Annotated in this window: 3 protein-coding genes; all 3 read left to right on the forward strand. The window is 38.4% G+C overall.

The window, feature by feature from the left end; translation table 11 throughout:
* The first annotated feature begins 19 nt into the window (after positions 1 to 19).
* Positions 20 to 1,354 carry a citrate synthase gene (locus ACESSZ_RS05695; protein ID WP_008687513.1) on the forward strand — a complete coding sequence of 445 codons (1,335 nt, stop codon included), beginning with the start codon at positions 20 to 22 and terminating at the stop codon, positions 1,352 to 1,354.
* Between the two features lie 3 nt (positions 1,355 to 1,357).
* A complete protein-coding gene (locus tag ACESSZ_RS05700; protein ID WP_008687515.1) occupies positions 1,358 to 2,353 on the forward strand; it encodes an isocitrate/isopropylmalate dehydrogenase family protein in 996 nt (331 codons plus the stop codon).
* A 474-nt stretch (positions 2,354 to 2,827) separates the two neighbouring features.
* Positions 2,828 to 7,297 (forward strand): GH32 C-terminal domain-containing protein (locus ACESSZ_RS05705; RefSeq protein ID WP_499842709.1); only part of this gene is annotated, 4,470 nt, incomplete at its 3' end.

Below are 7,297 nucleotides of genomic sequence, written 5' to 3' on the forward strand. Positions count from 1 at the left end.
AAAGTGAGAGGTGAGCCTTATGATTGATGCATTGCACACATTTTATCAAAAATCGAAACAGTATTCGGATATTCCTAATGAATTGTTTCATAAATATAATGTCAAAAAAGGATTGCGTAATGATGATGGTACGGGGGTTCGCGTCGGTCTGACACGCATTGCAGATGTCGTCGGTTATAAATATGTAGATGAAGTAAAAACAGATGATGAAGGGAAGTTATATTATCGTGGTATCGAGCTTCGCGATATTATAGCGAATATTAGCAAAAATCAGGTATGTGGGTATGAAGAAACCTGTTTTTTATTACTGTTTGGCTATTTGCCTAATCGTGAGGAATTACAAGATTTTTGTAAGATTTTAAAGGATCACTATGAATTGCCGGATGATTTTTTGGAAACCAAATTTCTGCATATGCCGGGTAAAAATATTATGAATCGTTTACAACAAGCGGTGTTGGCACTTTATGATTATGATGATGCTGCCGATGATATCAGCGTGGAGAATACGCTAGAGCAAGGCTTGAATATCTTGGCCAAATTACCAAGCATCATCTGCTATGCCTATCAGAGCAAGATGCATCGCTATAATAAGAAATCATTGGTCATCCATCCGGTTCAGCAAAAGCTGTCCATCGCGGAAAATATTTTATATATGTTAAGGAAAGATCATCGCTTTAGTGAATTAGAGGCGAGAATTTTGGATATGATGCTAATCGTACATGCAGATCATGGCGGTGGGAATAACTCTACTTTTACAAATGTAGTCATTTCTTCTACCGGAACTGATATTTATTCTTCGATCGTTGGTGCTATTGGCAGCATGAAAGGACCTCGTCATGGAGGCGCCAATTTAAAGGTCAGTTCCATGATGAAAGAAGTTATTCGTGAAATTGGCTATACGGATAATGATGTGGAAATCAAGGCATTGTTGTATCGCATATTAAATAAGGAGTTTTATGATTGCAGCGGTCTGATCTATGGAATGGGTCATGCCATTTACACATTGAGTGATCCGCGCAGTGAGGTGTTGCAGGGTTATATTGAAAAGCTGGCTGAAAGCAAGCATAAGTCGAATGAATATGAATTCTATCAGCGTTTTGAGCGGTGTGCCAAAGAGGTAATATGGGATGTCAAAGGCATTCATGTCTCTAGTAATGTCGATTTCTATAGTGGTTTTGTATATGAGATGATGGGCATACCTGAAGATTTGTATACACCATTGTTTGTGACAGCAAGAACTGTCGGCTGGCTGGCACATAACATTGAAAATAAAGCATATGATGGCAGGATTATGCGTCCGGCTACGAAATATGTAGGAGCCGTAAAAGAGTATGTAAAAATGGAGGAGCGTTAGTATATGAAAACAATTACCGTATTTAAGGGAGATGGCATTGGGCCTGAAATTGTAGATGCCGTTTTAAAAATTTTAGAGGCTGCCAAAGCCCCCTTATCTTATGAGTGTTTTGAAGTAGGGGCAGCAGAATATGAGCGTCATGGGAAACTGATTCCGGATGCTGCCTTTGCGTCCTTTGAAAAAAATAAAGTACTTTTAAAAGCACCAATTACGACACCGATCGGTAAGGGATTTCGTTCCTTAAATGTCACGCTGCGTAATAAGTATGACCTTTACGCAAACATTCGCCCTGCGAAATCAAACAGCGCCGTAAAGACCAGATTTGAGAATGTGGATATCGTGACATTTCGTGAAAATACAGAGGATCTGTATGTCGGAGTGGAAGAACAGATTGATGAAAATACTGTACATGCGACAAAAATCATTACGCGCAAGGCAAGTGAACGTATTATTCATGATGCTTTTGCTTATGCGAAAGAGCATGGAAGAAAAAAGGTCACTTGTGTGCATAAGGCGAATATTTTGAAGATGAGTGATGGTTTGTTTTTAAATATTTTTCAAACGATTGCCAAAGAATATCCTGATATTGAGGCAGATGATAAGATTGTTGATAATGTATGCATGCAGCTAGTCATGCATCCAGAAACCTTTGACGTCATGGTCATGCCTAATCTGTATGGTGATATCGTATCAGATCTTACCAGTGGTCTAATTGGTGGTTTGGGACTTTTGCCAAGCTGCAATTTGGGTAGTGAATATGCAATGTTTGAGGCAGTGCATGGCTCTGCACCGGATATTGCCGGAAAGCATATTGCCAATCCAACCGCTTTGTTGTGGAGCGCCTGTATGATGCTAGAGAATCTAGGTATGGAAGATATTGCCACTAAGATTCGCAATGCTGTTGATGCGGTGTTAGAGGAAGCTAAGGTGCTCACTCCTGATCTTCATGGCAATGCAACTACGCAAGCTTATCGAGATGCTATCATTGCACATTTATAGACAAGAGCGTTTTCATGATATAAATAATGCCAAATATGGCAGATAGAAATAAAAATGATGCTAGGATGACGTAGTGTAAAATATACGTTATAGGGGCATCATTTTTTTTGCTGGCTCGCATGCGCGTAGCGTAACTAGAATTACGCATATAATGAGCTATGATATAGGTGAGAGTAAGTGAATATTTTGCATTCTCACATCGGGCTATGAGAATAAACATAGTATGAAAATAATCAGAAAAGTAAGAATTTCGGCAACGGTTTTATATGGTATTAATTTGTTAGAAATAAACGATCTTCCTTGTTCTTTTTAGAACATTATTGTTGAGTTTATAATCATACAGAAAATAATTAAACGCTTACATTTGTCAATGAAAGAGGTTACATAACTCACTTGTGAATACAAGATCTTTTTTCTATAATGAGGATAGCACCTGTACTCACAGGGTAAAAAAGAAAAGGGAAAGGAGAAACAATGACAAAAAAAGTATTAAAAGCTGCAACAGTGCTCATGACCTGTTCGATGGTGGTAAGCAGCATCGCTCCAACTTCTATCGTAGCGGCCACAAATCCAAAGATGGTTTCCCAAATGCAAAAAAGCATAGAGGAAATGACACTATCTGATTTTATTGGGGGAGATAAGGATGTGCAAGAAAATCGCATTCTCTTAAAAAATACGGGTGGCGATAACTTTGCGGTAAGTAATGAAATCAATGAGCTGGTCAATGATTTTCATTACAGCGCTGATGTTGAACTCACGGCTGGTGGTGAAAATTCAGCGGCTCTGGTATTTGGCATAGGGGATAAAGATAAACCTTCGACTACATGGAAAGGAGCCAATGTTGTTAGGGAACAAGATGGCAACATCATGCGTGTCTTCAAGGTCCCGGCGGGAGAAGATTATGCCGAGCAAATCCAATTAACAGATTATGATATCACGAAGAAAATTCACTTAGATCTGGATGTAAAAGCAGATGGTACCTTTATTTATAAGGTGCAAAGTGAAGGTGGCAGTTTATATCAGATGGAAGGTAAAATCGATGCATGGGTAGGAGGCTATATCGGTATTTTGACCTTTAAAACAGAAGCTGCCTATTCTAACATAAAATTTACGGACAGAACGATTCGTACCGTAGATAATTTCAAAACAAATATTGAAAATTTGAGAGGACTTCAAGGTATTTGGACAAAAGGCGAGGATGGTCTTACATCCTCTGGAACCGGTGATAACTTCGCCATATCCGATACTAAAAGTCAAGATTTTACTTATCAGGTGCATACGGTCAATAAACATGGTAAAGGCGCAGGAGCTTTATTGTTCCGTGTCGAAAACCCTAACGATCCTAAAGCTGGTTGTTATGCATTTAACGCCGATTACACAAATAACATCTTCAAATTATTTGAATTTCCAACAGGTGGCAGTTTAGCTGAAATTCCGCTAAGTGAAGTGGCACCGAATGAAGATGGTTCCTATGATTTGAAAGTTACTGTAGTTGGCTCTGATATTTATGCTTATGTCAATGGAAAAGGGGTTGCACATGTTCAGGATGATCGTCATCGTGATGGATATTTAGGCCTGCTTACTTGGGATGGCAGTGTCGTATATCAAAATTTATATTATCAAAATGAAACAGAACGTCCAAACATTTCAGAACCGGAATTAACAACACTTGCATTAAGTGATGGTGTAAGTATTACACCAGCTATTGATCCACGTACTACCATTTATGGTATGGATATAGCTGCCGGTATTGATGAAGTGACATTGAAGCCTAGTGGCAATGGAAAGGTCTATATTACGATAAAAGATCGCAATTTACGCGTGACACGTCCACGTGAAGAAGTGAAAGATGCTTATACATTGCGTGCTGATGATTTTGAAACTAACTTTGCCAATGTCATGATCAGTGTTGAACGTGATGGTTTTACAAAAACCTATCAATTTGCTGTGAATAAATGGTTTAGCAATGAGGAATTGGCAGCTCAAGAAAATCGTGCGCAGTTCCATGTAACACCACAAATCAATTTCATGAATGATCCAAATGGTATGGTATATGATTCTACCGATGGCTATTGGCATTTGTTTTATCAGTATTCACCAAATAATAACTTTTATAAACAATCATGGGCACATGTTCGTTCAAAGGATCTCGTGAATTGGGAACAACAGCCTCTAGGTATCCAGATTGATGATCTTGGATTAATCTTCTCTGGATCTGCGGTAGAAGATAAGGATAACACTTCTGGTTTCTTTACGGATAATCAAGAAGGGGATTCTAAATTAGTAGCTATTTTTACTTATCATAATGAAAAGAATGGTAAACAATCACAAGCCATTGCATATTCAAAAGATCATGGAACAACTTGGATCAAATATGAAGGAAATCCAGTCTTGCCAAATGAAGGAAATACACTTAGTGGAAATGATTTCCGTGATCCTAAAGTATTTAAGATCGATGGGGATACAAAATGGTATATGATTACTGCGGGTGGCGCTGCCCAGCTGTTTGCAAGTGAAGACTTGAAAACATGGACACGCACACAAAATCTTACGTATAAAAATGGTGATCAGATTTATTCAGAATGTCCGGGGCTTATTCCTGCAAAAGTGAATGGAACCGGTGAGCAGAAGTGGATTTATAACGGTAGTGCCGGTTTCTATGTCATCGGTCACATGGAAAGAGATGGCGATGTTTTCAAATGGGTAGCTGATACCGATCGTATCAATGTGGATTCTAATGAAGATCCATGGCGTGGTTTTGGAAAATATGCAACCATGACATTCTTTGAAGATGGTACCGGAAAGAATCGTCAAATCGGAATCAGCTGGCTGCAAGACTTTACAGAGTTTGATGGCAAGATATATAAAGGGTCACAATCTCTGCCACAGGAATATGGTTTGATAACCGATCGTGATGGTAAATATGTAGTAACTAGTAATGTGGTTGAAGAAGTCAATAAACTGCGGGACCAAGAACATATCCTATATCAGACAGCAAATAAGAAAGTTTCCGCAAACGATGATAATATATTACGTGGTGTATCAGGTATTTACTATGATGTAGAGGGTACGTTTACACTAGGCAGTAGTAAAGAATTTGGCTTTAAACTGCGTCAAGGCGGTGGAAAAGAACTTATCTATAAATACGATGTGGTAAATAAAAAGATGGTACTGGATGCTAGAAATGCTGGTCATTATATGAACAGTGGTAATTTCTCTTATCAGTTGACACCATTAGAAGGAAATAAAATCAAACTGCGTATTTTAGTTGATCAAGGTGCTGTAGAAGCATTTGGTAATGATGGTGAAGCAAATATTTCAACAACACTTTATCAAGATAATCATAATATTGCCATGTCCTTTTTCACAAACGATGGGGATGTAACGATTGATGATCTAAAGATTTATGATATGAAGTCTATGTATAGCAAAAAATCGGGAAGTGAGACGGCGAAAACACAGCTATACGTATCCGCTAAAGAGCGTGTTCATGTAGATACAGAATTCACGGTTGATGCAAATGTGTATCCAAATCTAAGTGAAATGAACGATATCAAGTGGACACTTCCTGAAGGCTTACAAATCGTTAAAGAAGAGAAAGGCAGTATTACAGTAAAAGCTTTAAAGGCCGGTGTCTATCGGATTCAGGCAACGGTAGGGGAGTTAAGTGATGAAGTTAGTGTACAAGCTATTGTACCATCACTAGATTCTAATATCACAAATTGGAATACCAATGAGGTTTGGGAAATCACTGAGGAAGGTATGGAAGGGAAAAATACCGGTGGAGATAGCTTCCAATTAAGTGATACGAAGATTTCTAAGGATCAGCCATTTGTATTAGAAGCTGATATGAGCATCAAGGAAGGTATTGCGGCCGGTTTAGTATTTGGTGTAAAAGATAAAAATGCTCCTACATCATTATGGTTCTGTGTAAATGTGGAACGTAATGAAAATGGCGCAATCGCAAAAATCTTTAAAAATATGAATGGCCAAGACTGGCATATTGATAAACTATTACCACCAGCAATTGTGGATGCGGATACATATCATTTGAAGGTTGCTTATGATGGTAAGGGAACCTTGACCTATTATGTGAATGATCTACAGATTGCACAGAAAAGTGATGCAGATATTGTAGATGGCTATATTGGTGTACAAACCTTTAGATCTACAACCGTCTTTAATCATATAAAGGTGGCATTCCCACAAGCAGTTGTAAACGATGTTACATTGCCTGAAGAGGTACTAGTAGCCTTTAAAGAAAATAATGTGACAGCGAAACTGCCAAAAGATGTCATGGTAACATTGGATAATGGAAATGTGTTAAAAGAAACGATTTCTTGGGATCTTAGCAACATCGATACTGCTGTATCTGGTGATTACAAGGTCAAAGGCACAGTTTTAGGAAAAGAAGTAGAATTACGTGTCTTTGTACAGGCTGATAAAACAGCTTTGAAGAAGATCATCGAGCAGGCAGATACGTATGAAGCAGATGCTTATACAGAAGAAAGTTATCTGAATCTTATGACAGTTGTAACAAAAGCAAGGGAAGTTCTGAAAGATGATAAGGCAACACAGGATGCTGTAAATGCACAGGTAACAGCAATCGAAAAAGCTATTGCAGCTTTGGAAAAGGAAGAAAAACCAATTGTTGTAGATAAAGCAGAACTGAAAAAAGCGTTAGATAAAGCTAAAGCTGTACAGGCAGATGGCTACACAAGTGCAAGCTATGCGAAGTTACAGGAAGCAATCAAGGCAGCTGAAAAAGTATATGCCGATGATAAGGCAACACAGGATGCTGTAAATGCACAGGTAACAGCAATCGAAAAAGCCATTGCCGCTTTGGAAAAGGAAGAAAAACCAATTGTTGTAGATAAAGCAGAACTGAAAAAAGCATTAGATAAAGCCAAAGCTATACAAGCAGATGGCTACACAAGTGCAAGC

Origin of the sequence: Eubacterium sp. 3_1_31, assembly GCF_964249515.1 — a bacterium.
Lineage (GTDB): Bacteria > Bacillota_I > Bacilli_A > Erysipelotrichales > Erysipelotrichaceae > Longicatena > Longicatena caecimuris.

What these genes read in the sequence shown, in the direction of transcription:
- ACESSZ_RS05695 (WP_008687513.1), top strand. Translation starts at nt 20, where the DNA reads ATGATTGATGCATTGCACACATTTTATCAAAAATCGAAACAGTATTCG.
- ACESSZ_RS05700 (WP_008687515.1), top strand. Translation starts at nt 1,358, where the DNA reads ATGAAAACAATTACCGTATTTAAGGGAGATGGCATTGGGCCTGAAATT.